Source organism: Stutzerimonas stutzeri (assembly GCF_024448715.1).
In the GTDB taxonomy this organism is placed as follows: Bacteria; Pseudomonadota; Gammaproteobacteria; order Pseudomonadales; family Pseudomonadaceae; genus Stutzerimonas; species Stutzerimonas stutzeri_AR.
Genome location: NZ_JAMOHZ010000004.1, coordinates 330,033 through 350,838, shown reverse-complemented (window position 1 = coordinate 350,838; position 20,806 = coordinate 330,033). Strand labels below are relative to the sequence as shown.

The 20,806-nt window shown below is 61.0% G+C and carries 19 protein-coding genes; 10 read left to right on the top strand and 9 right to left on the bottom strand.

What is annotated here, in order from left to right; genetic code table 11:
• Positions 1–59: 59 nt before the first annotated feature.
• Complete coding sequence (locus NAV33_RS11200) at positions 60–416, bottom strand: RidA family protein (RefSeq protein WP_255979938.1); 357 nt, start codon at positions 414–416, stop codon at positions 60–62.
• Positions 391–1,689 (bottom strand): D-amino acid dehydrogenase, encoded by a 1,299-nt coding sequence (dadA, locus tag NAV33_RS11195; RefSeq protein WP_255979936.1) that lies wholly within the window; start codon positions 1,687–1,689, stop codon positions 391–393. The genes NAV33_RS11200 and dadA overlap by 26 nt, the downstream gene beginning before the upstream one ends.
• 146 nt (positions 1,690–1,835) lie before the next feature.
• Here dadA and NAV33_RS11190 point away from each other — a divergent pair, with 146 nt between their 5' ends.
• The 4 genes from NAV33_RS11190 (at position 1,836) to NAV33_RS11175 (ending at position 6,247) form a co-directional block, all read left to right on the top strand.
• Positions 1,836–2,324, top strand: a complete 489-nt coding sequence (locus NAV33_RS11190; RefSeq protein WP_255979934.1) for an Lrp/AsnC ligand binding domain-containing protein — start codon at positions 1,836–1,838, stop codon at positions 2,322–2,324.
• A gap of 80 nt (positions 2,325–2,404) precedes the next feature.
• Positions 2,405–3,715: an NAD(P)/FAD-dependent oxidoreductase gene (locus NAV33_RS11185; protein ID WP_255979932.1), complete on the top strand. Its 1,311-nt coding sequence runs from the start codon at positions 2,405–2,407 to the stop codon at positions 3,713–3,715.
• 60 nt (positions 3,716–3,775) lie between these two features.
• The gene (locus NAV33_RS11180; RefSeq protein WP_255979930.1) at positions 3,776–5,326 is read left to right on the top strand and encodes a phospholipase D family protein; all 1,551 of its coding nucleotides are present in this window, start codon (positions 3,776–3,778) and stop codon (positions 5,324–5,326) included.
• 174 nt (positions 5,327–5,500) lie between these two features.
• On the top strand, positions 5,501–6,247 hold the full coding sequence (locus NAV33_RS11175; RefSeq protein WP_255979928.1) for a hypothetical protein: 747 nt from the start codon (positions 5,501–5,503) through the stop codon (positions 6,245–6,247).
• Between the two features lie 5 nt (positions 6,248–6,252).
• Here NAV33_RS11175 and NAV33_RS11170 read toward each other — a convergent pair whose 3' ends face one another.
• The 3 genes from NAV33_RS11170 to NAV33_RS11160 form a co-directional block, all read right to left on the bottom strand.
• Positions 6,253–6,777: a DUF962 domain-containing protein gene (locus tag NAV33_RS11170; protein WP_255979926.1), complete on the bottom strand. Its 525-nt coding sequence runs from the start codon at positions 6,775–6,777 to the stop codon at positions 6,253–6,255.
• A gap of 122 nt (positions 6,778–6,899) precedes the next feature.
• Positions 6,900–8,468 carry a methyl-accepting chemotaxis protein gene (locus tag NAV33_RS11165; protein WP_272887311.1) on the bottom strand — a complete coding sequence of 523 codons (1,569 nt, stop codon included), beginning with the start codon at positions 8,466–8,468 and terminating at the stop codon, positions 6,900–6,902.
• 178 nt (positions 8,469–8,646) lie between these two features.
• Positions 8,647–10,164, bottom strand: a complete 1,518-nt coding sequence (locus tag NAV33_RS11160) for a 3-hydroxyacyl-CoA dehydrogenase (protein WP_255979924.1) — start codon at positions 10,162–10,164, stop codon at positions 8,647–8,649.
• A 276-nt stretch (positions 10,165–10,440) separates the two neighbouring features.
• On the opposite strand from NAV33_RS11160, the gene NAV33_RS11155 reads away from it, so the two are divergent.
• A complete protein-coding gene (locus NAV33_RS11155) occupies positions 10,441–11,781 on the top strand; it encodes a hypothetical protein (RefSeq protein ID WP_255979922.1) in 1,341 nt (446 codons plus the stop codon).
• 10 nt (positions 11,782–11,791) lie between these two features.
• Here the strand turns inward: NAV33_RS11155 and radC are convergent, their stop codons facing one another.
• On the bottom strand, positions 11,792–12,466 hold the full coding sequence (radC, locus tag NAV33_RS11150; RefSeq protein ID WP_255979920.1) for a RadC family protein: 675 nt from the start codon (positions 12,464–12,466) through the stop codon (positions 11,792–11,794).
• Positions 12,467–12,586: 120 nt separating this feature from the next.
• Between radC and coaBC the strand changes: the two genes are divergently transcribed.
• The 4 genes from coaBC to argB all read left to right on the top strand — a co-directional run bounded on the left by coaBC (position 12,587) and on the right by argB (position 17,794).
• Complete coding sequence (coaBC, locus tag NAV33_RS11145) at positions 12,587–13,795, top strand: bifunctional phosphopantothenoylcysteine decarboxylase/phosphopantothenate--cysteine ligase CoaBC (protein ID WP_255979918.1); 1,209 nt, start codon at positions 12,587–12,589, stop codon at positions 13,793–13,795.
• Position 13,796: 1 nt separating this feature from the next.
• On the top strand, positions 13,797–14,252 hold the full coding sequence (gene dut / locus NAV33_RS11140) for a dUTP diphosphatase (RefSeq protein WP_255979916.1): 456 nt from the start codon (positions 13,797–13,799) through the stop codon (positions 14,250–14,252).
• Between the two features lie 1,230 nt (positions 14,253–15,482).
• A complete protein-coding gene (gene algC / locus NAV33_RS11135) occupies positions 15,483–16,874 on the top strand; it encodes a phosphomannomutase/phosphoglucomutase (protein ID WP_255980240.1) in 1,392 nt (463 codons plus the stop codon).
• Positions 16,875–16,894: 20 nt separating this feature from the next.
• Positions 16,895–17,794 (top strand): acetylglutamate kinase, encoded by a 900-nt coding sequence (argB, locus tag NAV33_RS11130; RefSeq protein ID WP_255979914.1) that lies wholly within the window; start codon positions 16,895–16,897, stop codon positions 17,792–17,794.
• 66 nt (positions 17,795–17,860) lie between these two features.
• On the opposite strand, the gene NAV33_RS11125 is transcribed toward argB, so the two are convergent.
• Together NAV33_RS11125 and pyrE are read right to left on the bottom strand one after the other, a co-directional pair.
• Positions 17,861–18,445 (bottom strand): DUF4124 domain-containing protein, encoded by a 585-nt coding sequence (locus NAV33_RS11125; protein WP_255979912.1) that lies wholly within the window; start codon positions 18,443–18,445, stop codon positions 17,861–17,863.
• A 386-nt stretch (positions 18,446–18,831) separates the two neighbouring features.
• Positions 18,832–19,473 carry an orotate phosphoribosyltransferase gene (pyrE, locus tag NAV33_RS11120; RefSeq protein ID WP_255979910.1) on the bottom strand — a complete coding sequence of 214 codons (642 nt, stop codon included), beginning with the start codon at positions 19,471–19,473 and terminating at the stop codon, positions 18,832–18,834.
• 84 nt (positions 19,474–19,557) lie between these two features.
• On the opposite strand from pyrE, the gene NAV33_RS11115 reads away from it, so the two are divergent.
• The gene (locus NAV33_RS11115) at positions 19,558–20,337 is read left to right on the top strand and encodes an exodeoxyribonuclease III (protein ID WP_255979908.1); all 780 of its coding nucleotides are present in this window, start codon (positions 19,558–19,560) and stop codon (positions 20,335–20,337) included.
• Between the two features lie 93 nt (positions 20,338–20,430).
• Here the strand turns inward: NAV33_RS11115 and NAV33_RS11110 are convergent, their stop codons facing one another.
• Positions 20,431–20,799 carry a DUF4870 domain-containing protein gene (locus NAV33_RS11110; protein WP_255979906.1) on the bottom strand — a complete coding sequence of 123 codons (369 nt, stop codon included), beginning with the start codon at positions 20,797–20,799 and terminating at the stop codon, positions 20,431–20,433.
• Between the last annotated feature and the right edge of the window lie 7 nt (positions 20,800–20,806).

Below are 20,806 nucleotides of genomic sequence, written 5' to 3'. Positions count from 1 at the left end.
TGATGGCAATGGCGTTCAGTATTTTCAACACAACGGGGCGAAACGCGAAAACGCCTCGGTCATTCAGGCAAAGCCGCCACGACCGATAGCTCAACGAGAATCTCCGGTTCGCAGAGCTTGGCCTCCACAGTGGCGCGCGCCGGGGCGACGCCGTCCGGGAGCCAGGCATCCCACACCGCGTTCATTCCAGCGAAATCGGCATCGATGTCCTTCAGATAGATGGTGACCGAGAGAATGTGCTGCTTGTCGGTACCCGCCTCGGTCAGCAACCGTTCGATATTCACAAGCGTTTCGCGAGTCTGCTGCTCAACACCCGCGGCCATGTCTTCACCCACCTGACCGGCCAGATAGACCGTGCCACGGTGAATGACGATCTGACTCATGCGCGCGTTAGTGTGCAGGCGCTGTATTGGCATGTTTGTGCGACTCCTTGGGATTGCCATAACGGTAGATATCCAGGCCGTCGGTGCTGATCTGGGTTCGTTTTTTCGCCAGCATGTCAGCCAGCAATCGACCGGAACCGCAGGCCATGGTCCAGCCAAGCGTACCGTGCCCGGTATTGAGAAACAGGTTGCGATAGGCGGTGGCGCCGATGATCGGCGTGCCGTCGGGCGTCGCCGGACGCAGCCCGGTCCAAAACTCGGCATTGCTCGCATCGCCGCCCAGCGGGAATAGATCGCCGACCACCATTTCCAAGGTTTCGCGCCGACGTGGGTTCAGCGACAGATCGTGCCCGGCAATTTCCGCCATGCCGCCAACGCGGATGCGCTGATCGAAGCGAGTAATGGCGACCTTGTAGGTTTCGTCCAGCACGGTGGATACCGGTGCCATGGAGAGATCGCTAATTGGCACAGTCAGCGAATAGCCTTTAAGCGGATAGACCGGCGCGCGGATACCTAGCGGTTTAAGCATCTGCGGGCTATAGCTGCCCAGCGCCAGCACGTAGCGATCGGCCTTCTCCAGCTTGCCATCGATCCACACACCATCGAGGCGATCACCGGAATACGCCAGGCGCTGGATATCCTGCCCAAAGCGGAACTCCACACCCATCTCGCGCGCCATCTCGGCCAGCTTGGTAGTAAACATCTGGCAATCGCCGGTCTGGTCGTTGGGCAGGCGCAGCGCACCACTGAGTTTGTCCGCCACACGCGCCAGGGCAGGTTCGACGCGGCCGATGTCGGCGCGATCGAGCAGCTCGTAGGGCACACCGGATGCTTCCAGCACGGCGATGTCCTTGGCTGCGGCGTCCAGCTGCGCCTGGGTACGGAACAGCTGAGTGGTGCCGCACTGCCGACCTTCGTAATCGATACTGGTCTCGGCGCGCAGCTCATCGAGACAGTCGCGGCTGTACTCAGAAAGCCGCACCATGCGCTCCTTGTTCACCGCGTAGCGTGCTGCCGTGCAGTTGCGCAGCATCTGCGCCATCCACAGGTATTGCTGGATATCGCCGGTGAGCTTGATGGCCAGCGGTGCATGACGCTGCATCAGCCACTTGATGGCCTTCAGCGGCACGCCGGGCGCAGCCCAGGGGGAGGCATAGCCGGGCGAAACTTGGCCGGCATTGGCGAAGCTGGTCTCCATCGCCACCGCTGGCTGACGGTCGACGACCACCACCTCGAACCCAGCACGAGCCAGATAATAGGCACTGGTTGTGCCGATCACGCCGCTACCCATCACCAAGACCCGCATCGTTGCCTCCCGTCCGGTTGTCACCGAACTTCCGAAACACTATTAGTGCGGAGTATAAAAAGCGATCAGCAGTGGCTTTCACCATATAAAGCGCTATCTTTGCGATTATTCACGCCATGAACGGCTTATTTGGAGGCGATACACCTATGCGAACCAAGCATCAAGTCCGGCGCGAGCTGGACAAGATCGATCGGCAAATCCTCCGTCTGTTGCAAGCGGAAGGACGCATGCCGTTCACAGAACTGGGCGAACGCATTGGCTTGTCCACCACGCCCTGCACCGAGCGTGTACGGCGGCTGGAGCGTGAGGGCATCATCATGGGTTATTCGGCACGGCTGAACCCGCAACACCTGAAGGGCGGGCTGCTGGTGTTCGTCGAGATCAGCTTGGCCTACAAGTCTGGCGATATTTTCGAAGAGTTTCGACGCGCCGTGCTCAAGCTGCCCCATGTTCTGGAATGCCATCTGGTTTCCGGCGACTTCGATTATTTGATCAAGGCGCGGATTTCGGAGATGGCGTCGTACCGAAAACTGCTGGGTGACATCCTGCTCAAACTGCCCCATGTACGCGAGTCGAAAAGCTACATCGTCATGGAGGAAGTGAAGGAGTCGCTGGAAATGCCGGTGCCGGACTGACGCAGCTGCGTTTCGTCTTTTGCTCCGCGAGCGCTGTCCGGTCTACCCTTCGAGGCAGGCAAACAGTCCAAGGCTCGACTATGACTACCCGGCAACCGGCCGCCAGCACACAGAACCACGCCCCTTCCTACTACGCCGCCAGCATCAATCGCACCCTCGACTACGCCCCGTTGCAGGGCGAGCACGAGGCGGATGCGTGCATCGTTGGCGGCGGTTTCAGCGGGCTCAACACCGCTATCGAACTGGCTGAGCGCGGCCTGTCGGTGGTGCTGCTCGAAGCCCAGCGGATCGGTTGGGGTGCCAGCGGGCGCAACGGCGGCCAGCTGATCCGTGGTGTCGGCCATGACGTCGAGCAGTTTCAGCCGGTGCTCGGCGATGAGGGCGTCGACGCCCTCAAGCGCATGGGATTCGAGGCGGTGGACATCGTGCGCCAACGCATCGAGCGCTACGGCATCGATTGCGATCTCACCTGGGGTTATTGCGACCTGGCGACCAAGCAGCGCCACGTCGATGGATTCGAGGCGGACTACGCCGATCTCAAGCGCCTCGGCTACCCGCATTCACTGCGCCGCGTGCCGAAAGACGAAATGCGCGAGGTGATCGGCTCCGACCGCTATCTCGGTGGCTTGGTGGACATGGGCTCTGGCCACCTACATCCGCTCAACCTAGCGCTGGGCGAAGCCGCCGTAGCACAGTCGCTGGGTGTACGCCTGTTCGAGCGTTCAGCAGTAGAACGCATCGATTACGGCGCCGAGGTGCGGGTGCACACGGCGCAAGGCAGCGTACGCGCCGGCCAGTTGGTGCTGGCCGGCAATGCCTACCTGGGGAATCTAAATCCGTCGCTCGCGGGCAAGGTGCTGCCGGCCGGCAGCTACATCATCGCCACTGAGCCGCTGCCCGAGACGCTCAGGCGCGAACTGCTGCCGCAGAACATGGCGGTCTGCGATCAACGGGTGGCACTGGATTACTTCCGCCTTTCAGCCGATGGACGCCTGTTGTTCGGCGGCGCTTGCCATTATTCCGGTCGAGATCCAAAGGACATCGCCGCCTATATGCAGCCGAAGATGCTTGAGGTGTTTCCACAACTGCAGGGCACCCGAATCGATTTCCAGTGGGGCGGCATGATCGGTATCGGCGCCAATCGTCTGCCACAGATCGGCCGGCTGCCGGACCAGCCCAACGTCTATTACGCCCAGGCCTATTCCGGGCATGGACTGAACGCCACACACCTGGCTGGGCGGCTGCTGGCCGAGGCCATCAGCGGACAACTCCAAGGTCGCTTCGATTTGTTCGCGCGTGTACCGCATCCAACGTTTCCCGGCGGCCAGCGCCTGCGCTCGCCATTACTGGCGTTGGGCATGCTTTGGTACCGGCTCAAGGATCAATTCTGAATTTCGCCGTTGCGCTGACGTCCAATTGCCAAGGAACGATAACCATCGACAGGAGTGACCTTGCGCATGCGTCTGCTGCTTGTGGCGATGCTGTTGCTGGCTGGATGCGCCGGCCACGTCGTCCCCACGACCCCGTCCTATAGGCTACCGAGCCACGGTTCGGAACTGACCCAACGAATCGAGTCGATTGCTGCCGATCAGCCTGTGGGCGACTCCGGCTTTCGTCTGTTGTCCGAGAGCTCCGAAGCGTTCTCGGCGCGCATGGAAATGATTCGCCAAGCCGAGACAAGCCTCGATGTGCAGTACTACATCGTCCACGACGGTCTCAGCACCCGCGCGCTGATCGATGAGCTGATCAAGGCCGCAGACCGCGGCGTCAGGGTCCGACTTTTACTCGATGACACCACCAGCGACGGCAGCGATTACCAGATCGCGACGCTGGCAGCTCACCCGAACATTCTCATCCGAGTCTTCAACCCGCTGCACATCGGGCGCAGCAACATCGTCACCCGCTCCCTCGGACGCCTGCTTCATCTTTCACAGCAGCATCGGCGCATGCACAACAAGCTCATGCTGGCCGACAGCAGCCTGGCGATCATCGGCGGCCGCAACCTGGGTGACGAATATTTCGATGCCGATCAGCGCTTCAATTTCACCGACATCGACCTGCTCGCCGCCGGCCCAGTCGCCGAACAGCTGGCAGGCAGTTTCGACCTGTACTGGAACCATGACCTGAGCGTACCGATCCAGCATTTTCTGCGGCATCCCCCCAGCGTCGACGAGTTGAACGAAGCGCGTCGGAAGATCGCAGGATATCTGCGGAGCGAGCGAGAGAAAGACAGCCAGCGTTATCAACACCTGATGGGAGCGCTGCAGGAACCGTTGCTCGATAGCTGGCTGAACGAGCTGATCTGGGCGCCAGGCGATGCACTATGGGACCACCCGGACAAGATCGAAGCAGACGGGATTCCGGACGAGAAGCTGCTGCTCACCACCCAGCTGCAACCAAGCATGGACGCGGTCCGGCGCTCGATGACCCTGGTTTCGGCCTATTTCGTGCCGACCGATGAGGGCGTCGATTATCTGGCCGGGCACGCCAGAGACGGCGTCGCCATCAAAATACTGACCAATGCCCTCGAAGCCACCGACGTCCCTGCGGTCCATGGCGGTTATGCGCCTTATCGCGCCAGGCTATTGAAGGCCGGCGTACGGCTATTCGAACTGCGCCGGCAACCGGACCAGGAAACGTCCTACAACCTGATCGGTGAATCCGAGTCCAGCCTGCATAGCAAGGCCGCCGTATTTGACCAGGAGAACGTATTTCTCGGCTCGCTGAATCTCGATCCCCGCTCGGTGCTCTGGAATACCGAAGTCGGCATTCTGATTCATAGTCCCGAACTGGCCAGCGAAGTACATCAGCTAACCCTTGAAGGCACCTCGCCCGCGATCAGTTACGAGGTGCGGCTGATCGAGCGCAACGGTCGTGAACAGCTGATCTGGATCGCCGAAGACGAGGGCCAACGAAAGGTTCTGTTAGATGAACCGGGCGGCAATTGGCGCCGTTTCAATGCCTGGTTCAGTCAGCTGATCGGGCTGGAGCGCATGCTCTAGCCAGGCGGAACGGTCATACTTGGCGACAAAAAGGCCAAGGCAGCCTGCCAACCGGCCTCTCCAAGCTAATTCATTCTTTGGTGTGATACCGACGTGCCATCAGCTGGTTAGGCTACTGCGGTGTTGCCGTCCCATACGGCACTTGCTTCTATAAAAATAAAAAGGAGCGCGACAATGCGTCATTGCAAATGGATATGGACGCTGGCCTTGCTGGCGAGCTGGTTCCCGGCATTGATCAATTCCGCCCAGGCTCAATCCTTCACCGCGCTGGAAAGCATGCAGATACATGCCAACCGCGCCACCAGCAGTTTTCTGCTCTACCGCGGCGAGGGCTTTCAGAAAGCGCATCTGGCGCGCATGGAAAGCGACCTCCAGGCGCTGAACGCCACGGTAACGGGCTTTTCTGGCGCCAGCAACGAACTGCGTGAATTGCATCAGGTTCTTCAGGCCACGCTGCGCGAAGGCGCCGGATTCGGCTACGAGGAAGACGACATGCCGTGGGGCTGGCCATTGCAGATGAGCAAGGCGCTACGCGACTTCCTTACCGCGGTGCGCAGCCAGCAAGGCGCCGATTTCCGTGCCGAGCTACCGGCCAAAGTGGAATATCTCGCCGTTCAGTACCTCAGCCGTGCCTATGTCGGGTCTTTCGAAATCGCACGCGAGCAACCGGATACCTACCTCGGCCAGGATGAGCGGCGCTTGGTGCCGTCAATCGACGAGCAGCTCGCGGCATTGGACGCCAAATCGAATCCAGCCGTTGCCAAGCTGAAAACCCGTTGGGACTTTCTCAAGGTCGCGCTCGAAGATATGAACAGCGGCAACAACAGCTTCAATACGGCCTCAGGACGCGCCTTCGCGCCGATCATGGTCGATCGTCACGCGCGCAGTCTCAGCGAACAGTGGATGGCGCTCGCGCCCTAAGTCAATCAGGCGTCGACCGTGCGCTGGCGCAGCCGCACCGGCCCAACTCGCGCCTCAATGGCCTGACGCAGCGGCTCACGCAAGCCGAGCAGGAAGCCCAGCTCGGCCGCGACGAACAGCGGTCCGATGATCAGCCCGGTCAGATCATCGACGAAGGCCGGTTTGCGTCCTTCGAAGTAGTGGCCGACGAACTGGATAATCCAGCCCACCACGAATAATCCGATACCCAGAGTCAGCCAGACGGCTGTCGTCTGCCGCGCCAGCAATGCGCCCGCCCAGACGCAGAGCAGCAACACCAGACTCATAAGCAGCGCATAACGCAAATCTAGCCGCAGATAGAATAACCCCGCGGCGAGAGCGACCAGCGCCGCTGGGCTCACCCAGATACCGGACAGCTCCATGCCGGGACGCGACAGCAACACCGCGACCGCCAACACGATCATCGGAATTCCGATGAAATGGCTGAGCAGATTGCGCGGGTCGCGGTGATAGGCGGCGTATTGCGACAGATGATCGGTCAGCGTTTTCATGACTAGCTCCGGATGGCCTCAGCTACAAGCTTAGCCATCCTTTCGGTGCACCGGGCGGTCATGAGTGGCGGGCGAGTGCCAAAGATCAAGGCGCTTTTGCCAACGCACCTCCTCCGCGAGAGCTAAGGCTCGGGGCGATAACCCAGGCGCAGACCGCCCCAGTGACGCCCGCGAACCATGATCGGCACCGAGATATCGTGCATCAACTCGCCGGTGTCGCGACTGTAAGTCTGCAACAACACCTTGCGCTCGTGACTGCCGCAGCGAGCGCCAGTGCGGTCATTGAACAAGCGTTTGCTGCGGCTTTTGACCATATCGATCGCCGGGTCGCCAACCGGCGGCTGGCTGAAGGCGCGATTGTGGGTCGGCACGTAGCCGTCCGGCGTGGTGGCGATGGCGTAAACCAGCGCATCGTTACGCCCAAGCAGAGGTTCCTGGACGGCCGGCAGAACTTCGTCAGCGTAGCGGTCGAAGCGCGTGTGATATCGAGTCGGATTGGTGCCGGGCTGCGCCTGGTAATTGCGGTCAAAGAGGTCGTCGATCGTCAGCCGACCGGCGTCCAGATCGGCCTCGAAGCGCGCACTGATGGCTGCCGAGCCCTCACGCGCCAAGTCGAAAATGTGCTGGTGATAGTCGTCGAGTTGCACTTCGGCGAGCTGTTCGCTGACGGCTTCGGCCTGACCGACGAGTTTCTCGGCCGCCTGCTCCAGTTGACGAGTCTGAGTCTCGCTTTCGAGGGCGTCGCCGCGCAGCTGGTCCAGGGCGACAAATAGCTGCGAAAGCCGTTCGTGGTTACTCGCTGTGCCTGAAGTGATCTCCGCCACCTGGGTTTCGACATTCCCGGCCAGGTCGGCGATACCGGTGAGCTGGGTTCCCGTCTCAGCTATCTGCGCTGCGGCTTCGTCGAGCTCGCTGGCCTGCTTCTGGATATGGCTGACCACCGCCGCGCTCTGTTCACCGATATCGCTGACCATCCGACCGACTTCTTCGGTAGCGCTGCTGGTGCGGCCGGCGAGGTTGCGCACCTCGTCGGCCACTACCGCAAAACCACGCCCGGCGTCGCCGGCACGCGCCGCCTCGATGGCGGCATTGAGCGCGAGCAGATTGGTCTGGCTGGCGATGGATTGGATCACATCGGTGATCTGACGAATCTCTTCGGTACGCGCCGAAAGCCCGTCAAGCAGCTCCCGGCTGGCTTCGGTCTGCGCGCTGAGCTGTTGCATGCGCTCGATCGCATGCTGCAGCTCGGCACGCCCGCTGTCGCTGCTGCGCCGCACCGCTTCAGCCGCTTCCAATGCCTGCCGCGCACGGCCGGCACTGTCTTGCTCGGTTGTGGTCATCGCCTCGGCACCGCTGGCAATTTCACCGACCGCCGCCAGCTGTGACTGCAGACGTGTGGCGAGCTGCTCAGCGCTGAACGACACCTGCGCGGCGGCGAGTGCGTTGTGACAAGTGTGGCGCGAGAGGTTTTTGCTCAGGTCATTAAAGCTCTGAACATCGGAACCGGCAGCTGCCAGCTCGCAGGGTTGGGAGCGCCACGGACCGAGCCAGGGCCACAGACCGAGCAGCAGAACCGAAATTGCGGTCAGATAGAACGGCAGCTCCATCCAGCCATGAAACAGCAGCAGCCCCAGCAGTGCCGTTGCGTGGAGTAGACAGGCTTTGGGGTGAAGACGGAAGGCAGGGCGCATCGATGGCCTCTTGTTGTCATCCGGTAAAAAGCTGTTGTACCCATCTCCGCTACCGATGAACAGTGTTCATTGGTAGCAAATGGCCTGCATGGCCGGGTTTACCGGGTTAGCGGCAGCGCACTGCGAAGCTTAAATCCCCTCCGTTTCTTCAGAAACGCATCGAGCCCGCGACTTGACTTCAGCGCGGCATATCCGGCGCGGCCAGCGGCAGGCCGAGCTGCACCCGCCGGCGCAACCAAGGGCTCGGTCGATAGCGTGGCTCGTTGCCGTAGCAGGCCTGCATGGCTTCGAGAATGGTGAGAATGCGCGCCGGGTTGTAGCGTTCGGCAAACCCCAGCGGCCCTTTCGGATAACCCAGCGCAAGCTGCACGGCGCGATCGAGGGTGTCCGGCAAGGCTATCCCCTTCTGCGCAATTTCGCAGCCAAGGTTGACGATGCTGGCGACGATTCGCTGACTGACGAATCCCGGCGAGTCATTGATCACTTCCACCGGCACGCCATCGGCGCCCAGCGCCTGGCGCGCCTGAGCTTCCAGAGCAGGGTCGAGTGCTGGCTGACGCATCAATACGCGGCGCTTGTCGAAATCGCTGAACGTATCCAGCGCAATGGCACGCACCGCCGGCAGCGCCAGTCGCTCGATGCAGTTGCTGGCGTCCTCACCCAATGGCGTGATCAAGCAGATGGCTTGGTCCGATGGCCCCGCACCGTCTTCGAGCATGGCGCCGGCTTGCTGCAGGATCGCACCGACACGCCCGCGGAGCTCGGGTTCGATGCTGTCGAGCCAGAACGGCCTATCGACTGTCACTGCTTCCAAGCGGGGCTCCGGCGAGCGAATCTGCTGGCCGTCCTGATAACGATAGAAGCCCTGACCGGTTTTACGCCCGAGCAGACCCGCCGCAACCCGTTGCGCCGCGAGGTAAGACGGGGTGTAACGCGGATCGTAATAGAACTGGTCGTGCACCGACTCCATCACCGCATGTGAAATATCAAGGCCGGTCAGATCGAACAGTTCGAACGGCCCCATGCGAAAGCCCGGACCGTCGCGCAGGATTCGATCGATCTGCTCCGGGGTAGCGATGCCCTCGCTGAGAATCCGCTGGGCCTCGGTGCCATAGGCGCGACCGGCATGGTTGACGAGAAAACCGGGAGTGTCGGGAGTGATAGCCGGAAAGTGGCCCGCATGTTCGGCCAGCTGTACCAGCCGCTCGATGACCGTCGGCTCGGTGCGTTCGCCGCGGACCACCTCGACGAGCTTCATCAACGTCACCGGATTGAAGAAGTGAAAACCGGCTACCCGCTCGGGACGCGCGCAGGCGCTGGCGATGCGGGTCACCGACAGCGACGAGGTATTGGTCGCGAGCACGGCGTCGGCGGCGATCAAACCTTCCAGCTCCACGAAGAGGCTCTGCTTGGCCTCGAGATTCTCGACGATGGCTTCGATCAGCAAATCGCAGCCGGACAACTCAGCCAATTGGTGCGCAGGCTGCATACGTCCCTGAATTGCCGATAACTCGTCGGCACTCAAACGCCCCTTGGCAACGCTGCGTTCGAGCAGCTCCCGGTTGAACTGCAGCGCCTGATCGATGGTTTCGGGGCGACTGTCATACAGCCAGACCTGCTGGCCGGCGCTAGCGAATAACTGCGCGATGCCGCGCCCCATGGCGCCGGCGCCGATAATGCCGATACGGGAAAACATGCGAACCTCCTCAATGGATGCGTTGCGTCTGTCTTGGGTACGTCTGTCTTGGGTTGTTATTAGAAGTGATATTTCGCACTGCGAAATAATATTCCGCCTCAATTGACCGAAAGCCTAAAGACTGCCAGTCTCCTACGCAAGCCATCCGTGACCGAGCGCCATGCACACGTCCGACTATTCCATCGCCCTGCTGCAACAGGCTCAAGCCTCCGGCACCAGCCTCTTCGGCGAAAGCGTGTACAAACGTGGCGCCCGGCAACGTGAGCTGCTAGCTCGATGACCGCGTTATTGCCGCTGGCACTACTCTTCGAGCTGCTGGCCCTGACGACCCAACTGCAGCCGCTGAGCGTCATCAGCGGTGCTCTGCTAGCGGCTTTCTTCGTCTGGCATTGGCGTTCGCTGATGCCTTACCCGCGTCGGCTCGGCGTCGTCACCCTGGCATTGCTCGGCTACTGGCTGCTGACCGGCGAAGCGAACTGGCAACAGGGTGCGCGCATGTTGTCCTCGGCCGCTTATTACGCTGCGTTCATCGGCGCATTGGGTTTGATGCATTGCCTGGTCAAACGATTGCATCAGCTCAGCGAGCTGCATCGCCTGTTATTGGCAGGGCCACGTACCTGGCTCTATCCCGGTTATCTGATGAGCACGTTTGCGATCAGTTCGATCCTGAGCTTCGGCATGCTCAATCTGATCTGCGGTTCGCTGGAACGCCATCTCGAGCGGCGCCCCTATAGCGACACCCAGCGTCGCGAAGGTAGACGCGGGGTAATGGTTACCTCGCTGCGCGGTTTCGCGCTGGTGCCCTTGCTGGCACCCACCAGCGTCGCGGTGGCCATCCTTACTCGTGAAATACCGGGACTGAGCTGGAGCGCGCTATTGCCGTTCGGGCTGCTCGGCGGCGTGCTTCTGCTGCTGTTCGGCTGGGCGGCAGAGAATCGTCGTTTGCAGCAACTGGCCCATCCTGCTTCCGAACCTCAGACACATTCGGAGCAGACGCGTGGCAGCTTCCGCGGTCTGCTCGTCGGCAGCCTGATCGGCATCGTGCTGATCGCCATGTTGGCTGCGCTGACCTGGCTTTCCGCCACTCAGGCAGCGATGCTGCTAGTGCCGCTCGCCGTAATCACAATTCTGCTTTGGCAACGGATAGCGCCACGTCAGGTATTCGGCGAAGTCAGCGATACCCTCATTGGCATGCGTAACGAGACCTTTATTTTCGCCAGCTCGGCGTTGCTGGCCGGCCTGGTCGCCGCGGTGTTGCCGGTGCATCACCTGTCCGATCATCTCGGTGCCACTCCCCTTGTGCTGTTCGCGCTGGGTGCGTTCGGTACGCTGGTAATCATCGTGCTGGCGCTGCTGGGCGTAGCGCCGCTGATCTCGCTGAACATTTGCGCGGCCCTGCTGGCGCAGCTGGCGAGTCAGGGCGTCGCGGTGATGCAGCCGGCGGTCGCGCTGCTGTTCGGCTTTTCCTTGGCGATGTTGCTATCGCCCTATGGCCCATCCGCCCTTCTATTGGCTCGCCACGCCCAGCTTTCGCCCTGGCGCATCGCCGTCGGCTGGAATGGCCGCTTCGTGCTGAGCGTACTGCTGCCACTGCTGCTGGTACCGCTGCTGGCATGAGCAGCGCCGCTCACATCCAGCCGTACTCGGCCATGGACAGCGGCTCGCCATCGCCGACGATGAAGTGATCGAGCACCCGCACATCAATCAGCGCCAGCGCGTCGGTGAGCTTGCGGGTCAGCTGCCGATCAGCCTGGCTGGGCTCGGCGCCGCCCGAGGGGTGATTGTGGGTCAGGATGACGGCCGCCGCGTTCTGCGCCAGCGCGCGCTTGACGACCTGTCGCGGATAGACGCTGGCACCATCGATGGTGCCGTGAAACAACACTTCAAAGGCCAGCACGCGGTGCTTCGAATCGAGAAACAGGCAGGCGAAGAGTTCGTGCGGCTCGTGCCGCAGCCGCGCCTTGAGGTAATCGCGTACTGCCTGGGGGCTTTCCAGTGCCGAATCGCGGCGGATGCGCTCGGCCAGGTGTCGCCTGGCCATTTCCAGCACCGCCTGCAGCTGGGCGAACTTGGCCGGCCCCAGCCCCAGATGGCTGCCGAACTGCTCAAGATCGCTTTCAAGCAACGCGCGCAGGCTGCCGAACTCGCTGAGTAAATGTCTGGCGAGATCAACCGCGCTCTTGCCGGCCACCCCGGTGCGCAGAAATATCGCCAGCAGTTCCGCGTCGGACAAGGCCGCCGCGCCCTGCTCCAGAAGCTTTTCCCGCGGACGTTCCGCCGCGGGCCAGTCACGAATGCTCATGTCACCTCCATGTTGAGCGTGCCCCTCGTCCTGTGAGGGCGCTGTGCTATCTTAACGACCTTTTATCGACGGCAACCGGCCCCCGCCGGAACCAGTTCTCACCCGTAACAAGGCAGGCCTATGCAGCGGCTTTATCGTAAACGCATCGTCCTGGGCGTCGGCGGCGGCATCGCCGCCTACAAGAGTGCCGAGCTGGTTCGCCGGCTCCGCGATCAGGGCGCCGAGGTGCGCGTCGTGATGACCAGCGGCGGACGCGAATTCATCACCCCGCTGACGCTTCAGGCTCTTTCCGGCCACCCGGTTCATCTGGATCTGCTCGACCCCGCCGCCGAGGCCGCCATGGGGCATATCGAGCTGGCCCGCTGGGCCGACTTGATTCTGGTCGCACCCGCCACTGCGGATCTCATGGCGCGCCTGGCCCAAGGCATCGCCAACGACTTACTGACCACGCTGGTGCTGGCGACCAACGCACCGGTCGCGCTGGCCCCGGCGATGAATCAGGCGATGTGGGCCGATCCGGCGACCCAGGCGAACCACGCCCTGCTACAACAACGAGGCATTCGCATGTTCGGCCCCGCAGCGGGCAGCCAGGCCTGTGGCGACGTCGGCATGGGCCGGATGATGGAAGCGGATGATCTGGCCCAGGCTGCCGCCGACTGCTTCGAACGCAGCCTGTTGACCGGCCAGCATTTGCTGATCACTGCTGGCCCGACCCAGGAAAACATCGATCCGGTGCGTTACATCACCAATCACAGCTCCGGCAAGATGGGCTTCGCGTTGGCCGAAGCCGCCGCCGAAGCCGGTGCTCGCGTGACGCTGGTAGCGGGCCCGGTATTTCTGCCGACACCCGATCGGGTGCAGCGCATCGATGTTGTCAGCGCCCGCGACATGCTCGCCGCCTGCGAAGCGGCAATGCCTTGCGACCTCTTCATCGCCGCCGCCGCCGTTGCGGACTACCGTCCGGAAGTGGTCGCGCCGCACAAACTGAAGAAAGACCCTACCAAAGGTGATGGTTTGCTTCTGCAGATGGTCCGCAATCCCGATATTCTCGCCACTCTGGCCGGCCGCGAAGATCGCCCGTTCAGCGTCGGTTTTGCGGCCGAAACCGAGAATCTGCTGGAGTACGCCACACGCAAGCTACGTGACAAGAATCTCGATTTGATCGTTGCCAACGACGTCGCTAATCCCAGCATCGGCTTCAACAGCGAAGAAAATGCCGTCACGGTAATCGACCGTCAGCAGCACGAAACCCGTTTCAGCCAGGCCAGCAAAGGGCATATCGCCCGTCAGCTGATCGCCTTCATCGCCGACCGTTTTCATCAGGCCTAACATGCACAAACTCCAAGCGAAAATTCTCGACCCACGCCTTGGCCGGGATTTCCCCCTGCCCGCCTATGCCACCAGCGGTTCCGCCGGCCTCGACCTGCGCGCCATGCTGCAGGCCGACACCACCCTCGAGCCGGGCCAGACCCTGCTCATCCCAACCGGCCTGTCGATCCATATTGCCGACCCGAATCTCGCGGCGCTGGTTCTGCCGCGTTCGGGGCTCGGTCACAAGCATGGCATCGTGCTCGGCAATCTGGTCGGCCTGATCGACTCCGACTACCAGGGCGAGCTGATGGTCTCCTGCTGGAACCGCGGCCAGACCCGATTCGACATCGCGGTTGGCGAGCGCATCGCGCAGCTCATGCTGGTGCCGGTGATCCAGGCACAGTTCGAGCTGGTGAATGAATTCGATAGCAGCGATCGCGGCGCGGGCGGCTTCGGTCACTCCGGCAGCCATTGAGCCATACCCGCCTTTCAGGACGATCCGAGGAGCTCCATGAAACTCTTCAAGCGCACCGCCAAGGACACCGGCGTACTCAATCCCGCCGACGCCACATCATCCCCAACACGCCGTAGCGCCGGGCTCAATACCTTGATGCCGGGGCTGCTGCCAGGCTTGCTGGGCCTCGCCATCGCTGGCGCATTGCTCTGGATGGGGCACCAAAGCAGCCAGCAGCAGCATGCTGCCGAACTGACGCAGGCCTGGGGCCAAAGCCAGGCCTCGGCGGTCGAGCAAGCCCTTCGTCAACTGGCTGAAAATACTCGTGCCGCCGCCAGCGACCCCCAGCTTCTCGAGGCGCTGCGCAGCGAGCAGCCCGAGCGGATACGTGCCGCTGAACGTGAACTTGGCTACCGCGACGGTGTGGTCGATGCGCATCTCAGCTTGCGCGGCCAGGCCCGGCAGAACCCGGATCGTCCCGGACCGCTGAACTTCGCCGCGCTGGACCTGTTGCAACGTGCCGAAAACGGCGAGCCGCCAGCGCCCGAAGCGTTCAAGGTCGATAACCGCTGGCTGCTCTATAGCGCTGTCGCGCTACGCTCGTCTCCGCAACAACCGGCCGAGGGCACGCTGCTGCTGGTCACCAGTCTGGAGCGGTTCCTGGCTACGCTCCCGAAGTTGCCCGCCGAGGCCGGCCAGCTACGCCTGGTTCAGCAATTCAATAGCGCGCCCGCGCAGCTGCTCGCACAACGGGGCGGCGCGGGAATCGAAAGCAAGACGACAACGCTGTCCAGCGGCAATCCGAACTGGAAACTCAGCTTCCTGCCCAGTGCGAGCTTGGGTGCCGCAACACTATCACCGCTTTTGTTGCTCGCCGCGGTCCTGGCAGCACTTTGCGGTCTTTTGCTCGGTTTGCAGCTGGTGCTCAGCGCACAGCAGCGGCGGCTTCGTGAAGATGTCATGCATTTGGGCCAGATGGTGCAGGAACTCTCCAACGGCAAGGCCATCAAAACACCGACCTTGAGCCTGCCGGCGCTCGACGCGCTGGCCAAGAGTCTGGTTCGTCTGCCGCTTCGCACCGCCGGAATGGCGCCGACCAAAGCCTCAGCTGCATCACAGCCCGTGGTACGGCAAGCCCCATCCACCGAGTACGTCGATCCCTTGTTCCAGGACACCGATATTCTCGACATTGACATTCTCGACGAGGACCAGGACTGGCTTGGCCTCGATACCAAGGAGCGAGAAACCGCAATGAGCGCCCCCAAAGCCCCGCAATTGCCCGCCAGCATTTTCCGCGCCTACGACATCCGTGGCGTAGTCGGCGATACTCTGACCAACGAAACCGCCTATTGGATAGGCCGCGCAATCGGCTCCGAAAGCCTTGCCAAAGGTGAGCCGAATGTGTCGGTTGGCCGCGATGGCCGTCTATCCGGACCGGAGCTGGTCGAGCACCTGATTCAGGGCTTAGTAGACAGCGGTTGCAGTGTTAGCGACGTTGGCATGGTGCCGACGCCGGTTCTTTACTATGCGGCCAACGTCCTGGCCGGCAAATCCGGCGTGATGCTGACCGGCAGTCACAACCCGCCGGACTATAACGGCTTCAAGATCGTCATTGCCGGCGACACCCTCGCCAACGAACAAATCCAGGCGTTGCGCCAACGCATCGAGACCGGTGACCTCGCCGAGGGCGTCGGTCAGGCCGAGCAGGTCGACGTGCTTGAGAGCTATTTCAAGCGCATCCGCGACGACATTGCGCTGGCCAAACCGCTCAAGGTAGTGGTCGACTGCGGCAACGGCGTCGCCGGCGTCATCGCCCCGCAACTGATCGAATCACTGGGCTGCAAAGTCATCCCGTTGTTCTGCGATGTCGACGGCAACTTCCCCAACCATCACCCGGACCCTGGCAAGCTGGAAAACCTTGAAGACCTGATTGCCAAGGTCAAATCGGAAAATGCCGATCTGGGCCTGGCCTTCGACGGTGACGGCGACCGTGTCGGTGTGGTGACTAACGCAGGTACCGTGGTGTATCCCGACCGTCTGCTGATGTTGTTCGCCAAGGACGTGGTTTCACGCAATCCGGGTGCAGACATCATCTTCGACGTCAAATGCACGCGCCGCCTGACCCCATTGATCAGTGGCTATGGTGGACGCCCGGTGATGTGGAAGACCGGTCACTCGCTGATTAAGAAAAAAATGAAGGAAACCGGTGCCCTGTTGGCCGGCGAGATGAGCGGGCACATCTTCTTCAAGGAGCGCTGGTACGGCTTCGATGACGGTATTTACAGTGCCGTTCGCCTGCTGGAAATCCTCAGCCAGGACAAGCGCCCTGCCGAGCAGGTCTTCGCCGCCTTCCCCAACGACCTTTCCACACCGGAAATCAACATCAAGGTCACCGAGGAAAGCAAGTTCACCATCATCGAAGCGCTGCACCGAGACGCTCAGTGGGGCGAAGCCAACATCACCACGCTCGATGGCGTTCGTGTCGACTATCCGAAAGGCTGGGGGCTGGTACGCGCATCCAACACCACGCCGGTCTTGGTGCTGCGCTTCGAAGCTGAAAGCGAGGAAGAGCTCAAGCGCATACAAGAAGTCTTCCGCGCACAGCTTTATACTGTCGCGCCCGATCTCACCCTGCCGTTCTGATCTGATTTGCGGAGCCCTGCATGACCCTCAGCCGTGAAGCCGCCACCCAATTCGCCCAGGTCCTGTCCGAAGCGCTGCCCTATATTCGCCGTTTCGTTGGCAAGACACTGGTCATCAAATACGGCGGCAACGCGATGGAAAGCGAGGAGCTGAAGACCGGCTTCGCCCGCGACATCGTGCTGATGAAAGCAGTGGGTATAAACCCTGTGGTGGTACACGGCGGTGGTCCGCAGATTGGCGATCTGCTCAAGCGCCTGAATATCGAAAGCCAGTTCATCGACGGTATGCGGGTGACCGACAGCCAGACCATGGACGTGGTGGAGATGGTCCTTGGCGGCCAGGTCAACAAGAGCATCGTCAACCTGATCAACCAGCACGGCGGCAGCGCCATCGGCCTGACCGGCAAAGACGCCAAGCTGATCCGCGCCAAGAAGCTCAAGGCCAGCCGCCAGACACCGGAAATGGCTTCACCGGAAATCATCGACATCGGTCAGGTCGGCGAGGTCACCGGAGTCAATACCGATCTGCTGGAGATGCTGGTTCGTGGCAACTTCATTCCGGTCATCGCACCGATCGGCGTCGGCCCTGATGGCGAGTCCTACAACATCAATGCCGACCTGGTCGCAGGTAAAGTTGCCGAGGCGCTGAGATCCGAGAAGCTGATGCTGCTGACCAACATCGCCGGCCTGATGGACAAGCAGGGCCATGTGCTCACAGGACTGACCACGGCGCAGGTCGACGAGCTGATCGCCGACGGCACCATTTATGGCGGCATGTTGCCAAAGATTCGCTGCGCCCTGGAGGCGGTGCAGGGTGGCGTGCATAGCGCTCACATCATCGACGGTCGCGTGCCCAACGCGGTGCTGTTGGAGATCTTCACCGACATCGGCGTCGGCACTCTCATCACCAACCGCAAGTAAACTCCGACTCATAACAAAGAAGCCCAGCTTTTCGTAGGAAGAGCTGGGCTTCTTTTTGCGGGCCGCCTATTGGGACTGGCCGAGCAATTCGGCGACTCGTTCACGCTCTTTGCCGAAACTGATTTCGGCTTTGTTGCGGGCTTGCTTGTAACGCTCGATATCGCGCCGCAGGCTGGCTTGTTCCTTGTTGAGATTGTCGATCTGCATCAGCAGCTGTTCAGGCACTTGGCGACCGGCACGCTCATGGTTCGCCGCCTGGCTTTGCAGATTGCCTTGCTGGGTGCGCAGCGCCTGCAAATTGCCACGCGTGATGCCTATTACGCTGTCTAACTCCGAGAGCTTTCTTGCCCGAGCTCGCTCGACATCCTTGACGCTGGCATACAGACGCAGCAGCTGCGCATCAGACCCGGCGCGGGCCTTGGCTTCGAGCAAACGTTGACGCTCTTCGGGCGTCGGCGCGGGCGGCACCACTCGAGTGACCCGCCCCTGGTCGTTGAGCACTTCATAGCCTTTGCCGATATGCTGGGGCGGGACGCCGTGACGATCGAGCACCACCACGCCCTTGTCATCGACATAGCGATACAGGTCAGCATGGGCAGCCGCTGCACCCAACAAGCCACACAGCAAAAGTACCCTGCTCCCTATTTGCATCTTTAGCCTCTTCCGTATTCGACGCGCTCGGTACAGCCACTCGAAACGCCCATGTTTTTATGTTCGGACAGCGCCCAGCTTATACAACCAGCCAGACTTGAACAGCAATAAGCACACCAACAAGGGGATCAAGAAGTACAGAAACATCACGGCAGCGACCCGTGCGGCGGCACTAACTGTCAACGGCGCTCAGCAAAAAAAACATTGGGTAGCTTAAACGTCCACGCCACCCAGACTCAAAGCAAGCACTGCAGAGGGGCCACGGTTTATGCAAATAAGGTGGTCCTTATTCGTCAGTTGCTGACACAAAACAGGACGTCCGACTCAAGGATCTCGGCTGAGAATGGACTATGCGGCGGCTCTGCCGCTGCTAACTACTCAACCGCTCAAATCCCGTATTGATCCCGGTAAGCCTCAACCGCTGGCAAGTGCCGTTTGAGTTGTTCATCTTGAGCCAAGAACTCCAGCACTTGCGCGAGCGAAACAATGCTCACTACAGGCATGCCATAGTCGCGCTCCACTTCCTGAATGGCCGACAACTGGCCCTGGCCGCGCTCCTGCCGGTTGAGCGCAATGAGGACACCGGCGGCCTCAGCACCTTCAGCACGAATGATTTGCATCACTTCGCGAATCGCGGTTCCGGCGGTAATGACGTCATCGACGATCAGCACGCGCCCGGTAAGCGGCGATCCCACTAACGTACCGCCTTCACCGTGATCCTTGGCTTCCTTACGATTGAAGCACCACGGCAAGTCGCGTTGGTGGTGCTCGGCCAGCGAGATCGCTGTCGCCGCAGCCAGGGGAATTCCCTTGTAGGCAGGGCCGAAGATCACATCGAAATCGATACCGCTATCGACGGCGGCGGCCGCGTAAAAGCGACCTAGTTGGGCCAGCGCCGATCCAGTATTGAACAAGCCGGCATTGAAGAAATAAGGGCTGGTGCGCCCGGATTTCAGGGTGAACTCACCGAAGCGCAGAACCCCGCGCTCGATGGCGAAGCGAATGAACTCGCGCTGGTACGCCTGCATGAATAATATTCCCGGAAGACACTGATTTAGCTAATTGCAAAGAGCTTGGGTTATCATACACGCACGTGTTTTTAGGGGCCATTTATGCGGATCATCAGCGTCAACGTGAATGGCATTCAAGCGGCGGCACAGCGGGGTCTTCTCAGCTGGCTGCAAGCGCAGAATGCCGACGTCATCTGCCTGCAGGATACCCGCGCCTCCGTAGTAGAACTCGATGATCCGGCCTATCAGCTCGACGGCTATTTCCTCTATACAGTCGACGCTGAGATTCCGGAACAGGGCGGTGTTGCGTTGTACTCCAGATTGCAGCCAAAGGCCGTGATCATGGGCCTCGGCTTCGAGACCGCCGACCGCTACGGCCGCTATCTGCAGGCCGATTTCGACAAGGTCAGCATTGCCACTCTGCTTTTGCCGACCGGTCGCGGTGGTGACGAAGACCTGAACCAGAAATTCAAGTTCATGGACGATTTCGCTCATTACCTCGACAAGCAGCGTCGCAAGCGTCGCGAATATATCTACTGCGGCTCGCTGTATGTGGCCCACCAGAAACTGGATGTGAAAAACTGGCGCGACTGTCAGCAAGCGACCGGCTTCCTGGCGCCGGAGCGCGCCTGGCTCGACGAAATCTTCGGCAACATGGGCTATATCGACGCACTACGGGAAGTCAGCCGAGAAGGGGATCTTTACAGCTGGTGGCCGGATACTGAGCAGGCGCAGATGCTCAACTTGGGCTGGCGCTTCGACTATCAGATCCTCACCTCGGGCATGCGCCGCTTCGTGCGAAACGCTCGCCTTCCCCGTCAGCCACGATTCTCGCAGCATGCCCCGCTGGTAGTGGATTACGACTGGACACTTAGTCTTTAAGCTGGAAGCTGGAAGCTGGAATCCAATCAAATAGAGGCTGAGAGCCTTCCAGGCTCCTGCATTTACTTAAAGTTTGTAGCTTGAAGCTTGCCGCTATCTGACAATCCGCCAACAGAATGGATAGCGATAGGGCTTGCCTTCGTTAGCGCGAATGCCGGCAATCACCACGAGCACCAGCGCTACCACACTGATCAGCGCCATCAATGGAAAGCCGATCAGAACCCACGCCAGCACCCCACAGATCATCAGCAGAATGCTGAACGTAATCTGGAAGTTGAGGGCTTCCTTGCCCTGCTCGTCGACGAAGGGATCCATATCCTTTTTCAGCTGCCAGACGATCAGCGGCCCCAGCACGTTGCCGATCATCGGCACCAGAAACCAGAAGAACGCCGAGTAGTGACAGAACATTGCCCATTGCCGCGCTTGCGGCGAAGGCTGGGGTACGAGCTCCTGGTCAGACATGGCGTTC

Bases quoted from the DNA above. Each gene is read 5' to 3' on its own strand.
- NAV33_RS11200 (WP_255979938.1), bottom strand. From the start codon at position 416: ATGCCAATACAGCGCCTGCACACTAACGCGCGCATGAGTCAGATCGTC.
- dadA (WP_255979936.1), bottom strand. From the start codon at position 1,689: ATGCGGGTCTTGGTGATGGGTAGCGGCGTGATCGGCACAACCAGTGCC.
- NAV33_RS11190 (WP_255979934.1), top strand. From the start codon at position 1,836: ATGCGAACCAAGCATCAAGTCCGGCGCGAGCTGGACAAGATCGATCGG.
- NAV33_RS11185 (WP_255979932.1), top strand. From the start codon at position 2,405: ATGACTACCCGGCAACCGGCCGCCAGCACACAGAACCACGCCCCTTCC.
- NAV33_RS11175 (WP_255979928.1), top strand. From the start codon at position 5,501: ATGCGTCATTGCAAATGGATATGGACGCTGGCCTTGCTGGCGAGCTGG.
- NAV33_RS11170 (WP_255979926.1), bottom strand. From the start codon at position 6,777: ATGAAAACGCTGACCGATCATCTGTCGCAATACGCCGCCTATCACCGC.
- NAV33_RS11165 (WP_272887311.1), bottom strand. From the start codon at position 8,468: ATGCGCCCTGCCTTCCGTCTTCACCCCAAAGCCTGTCTACTCCACGCA.
- NAV33_RS11160 (WP_255979924.1), bottom strand. From the start codon at position 10,164: ATGTTTTCCCGTATCGGCATTATCGGCGCCGGCGCCATGGGGCGCGGC.
- NAV33_RS11155 (WP_255979922.1), top strand. From the start codon at position 10,441: ATGACCGCGTTATTGCCGCTGGCACTACTCTTCGAGCTGCTGGCCCTG.
- radC (WP_255979920.1), bottom strand. From the start codon at position 12,466: ATGAGCATTCGTGACTGGCCCGCGGCGGAACGTCCGCGGGAAAAGCTT.
- coaBC (WP_255979918.1), top strand. From the start codon at position 12,587: ATGCAGCGGCTTTATCGTAAACGCATCGTCCTGGGCGTCGGCGGCGGC.
- dut (WP_255979916.1), top strand. From the start codon at position 13,797: ATGCACAAACTCCAAGCGAAAATTCTCGACCCACGCCTTGGCCGGGAT.
- algC (WP_255980240.1), top strand. From the start codon at position 15,483: ATGAGCGCCCCCAAAGCCCCGCAATTGCCCGCCAGCATTTTCCGCGCC.
- argB (WP_255979914.1), top strand. From the start codon at position 16,895: ATGACCCTCAGCCGTGAAGCCGCCACCCAATTCGCCCAGGTCCTGTCC.
- NAV33_RS11125 (WP_255979912.1), bottom strand. From the start codon at position 18,445: ATGCAAATAGGGAGCAGGGTACTTTTGCTGTGTGGCTTGTTGGGTGCA.
- pyrE (WP_255979910.1), bottom strand. From the start codon at position 19,473: ATGCAGGCGTACCAGCGCGAGTTCATTCGCTTCGCCATCGAGCGCGGG.
- NAV33_RS11115 (WP_255979908.1), top strand. From the start codon at position 19,558: ATGCGGATCATCAGCGTCAACGTGAATGGCATTCAAGCGGCGGCACAG.
- NAV33_RS11110 (WP_255979906.1), bottom strand. From the start codon at position 20,799: ATGTCTGACCAGGAGCTCGTACCCCAGCCTTCGCCGCAAGCGCGGCAA.